At 55.3% G+C, this 1,654-nt stretch carries 1 protein-coding gene and 1 pseudogene; both read right to left on the bottom strand.

Translation table 11 applies throughout. The annotated features are described in order from the left end of the window. Positions 1 to 603: pseudogene (locus CPT76_RS10205) on the bottom strand (carbohydrate ABC transporter permease); the annotation flags it as partial. A gap of 31 nt (positions 604 to 634) precedes the next feature. Continuing rightward, entirely contained in the window at positions 635 to 1,648 is a 1,014-nt protein-coding gene (locus CPT76_RS37200; RefSeq protein WP_308737626.1) for an ABC transporter permease, read from the bottom strand. Between the last annotated feature and the right edge of the window lie 6 nt (positions 1,649 to 1,654).

Below are 1,654 nucleotides of genomic sequence, written 5' to 3'. Positions count from 1 at the left end.
CGGCCATCTTGAGCGTCTCTGGCGGAATGCGCTGCTCCGACATCATCTCAGCCGCGGCCGAGCCTCCCGCCGCGGTGGACGCGTCGATCAGCATGTTCTGCAGCAGCACCTGCAGCGGATGCTTCGCGAAATCGTTAATATACAGTAGCGCAGTGAAAAAGGTGTTCCAGTACGCAACGGCATAGAACAGGCCGAACGCCGCCATGGAGGGAAGCGACAGCGGCAGGATGACCCGGTACCAGACGCTGAGATCGGTGTCAGCAGGATGGCCAGCATGATGAACCGCCTTCCCTGCAGTCTTCTGCGGGATATCGCGTAGGAAAGTCCTGAAGTAACGATGAGGCTCAGCGCGGTACCGACGATCGCCAGGAATGCGCTGTTCCCAATAGCTCTCATGAAAGCGTCGGTGGAGAGCAAATATTTGTAGGATACGAGGCTCCAATGCTGCGGGAACAACACCAGACCTCTCCGGATATATTCCGACGGGTCGGTGAACGACACGACGAATACATAATAGAACGGGAAGAAAGTGATCAGGCTGATTAAGCCGAGCGCGATGACGTTGATGACGCCGAACGCGCGGTCTCCCAAGCTTTCTCTCATTGGAACGTTCGCCTCCAGCGGGTGAAATGGGTTAGTAGACGCCTTCCTCGCCGAACTTCTTGGCCAATCGGTTGGCGCCGATGACGAGAAGCAGGCCGACGACGGACTTGAACAAGCCGACGGCGGTGCTGAAACTGAACTGGCCCTGCTTGACGCCGAGACGGTATACGTAGGTATCAAAGACGTCCGCGACTCCGGAGACGGCACCGTTCATCATCAGAAACACCTGCTCGAAGCCGACGTCCATCATATGACCGATCCGCAGAATGAGCAGAATGACGATGACGGGACGGATGGCCGTCAGCGTCACGTGCCAGATTTGCCTAAGCCGGCTCGCTCCGTCCATCTTGGCTGCTTCGTATAGCTGCGGATCGACTCCCGCGATGGCGGCAAGGAAAATGATCGTGCCCCATCCTGCGTCCTTCCAGATGGACTGGAGCGTCAGCAGTCCCCAGAAATAGTTCTTGTTCGTTAGAAAATCGACCTTATCGAAGCCGAAGGCGACGAGCAGCTTGTTCACGACGCCGTCGCCGGTGGACAGAAGCAGAAACGTGATGCCGACGATGATGACCCAGGACAGGAAATGAGGTAAATAAATGATCGATTGCACGACCTTTTTGTAAGACGAAACACGAATTTCGTTTAGTAGCACGGCGAGCAGAATCGGCAGCGGGAAGAAAAAGATCAGGCTTAGCAGATTGATCGCCATCGTATTGCGGAACAGCAGAAGGAAATCCGGATTCGAGAAAAACCGTGCGAAATGATCGAATCCGACCCAAGGGCTGTTTAGGACTCCTTGATAGGGAGAATACTCCTGGAATGAAATGATCACCCCCCACATCGGCACGTACCGGAAAACGATGAAATAAATCAGTCCCGGAAGTGCCAGCAAATACAAATACTTGTCTCTCTTCAGGCCCCCCCAGACGAGGCTGGGCGGGGAGCCGACGGCTTTGCCCTCGGCGGCCGCGGTAACCTTATCCGCAGGCACGTCCATCATGGATTCCTCCTTTGAATTAGTTGTGGTGAATGTCAACGCTTTCATGCGTCT

This window comes from Paenibacillus sp. AR247 (assembly GCF_002968895.1).
Taxonomy (GTDB): Bacteria; Bacillota; Bacilli; order Paenibacillales; family Paenibacillaceae; genus Paenibacillus_AQ; species Paenibacillus_AQ favisporus.
Note: the sequence above shows the minus strand (reverse complement) of the source record. Positions and strands in the feature narration are given on the sequence as shown.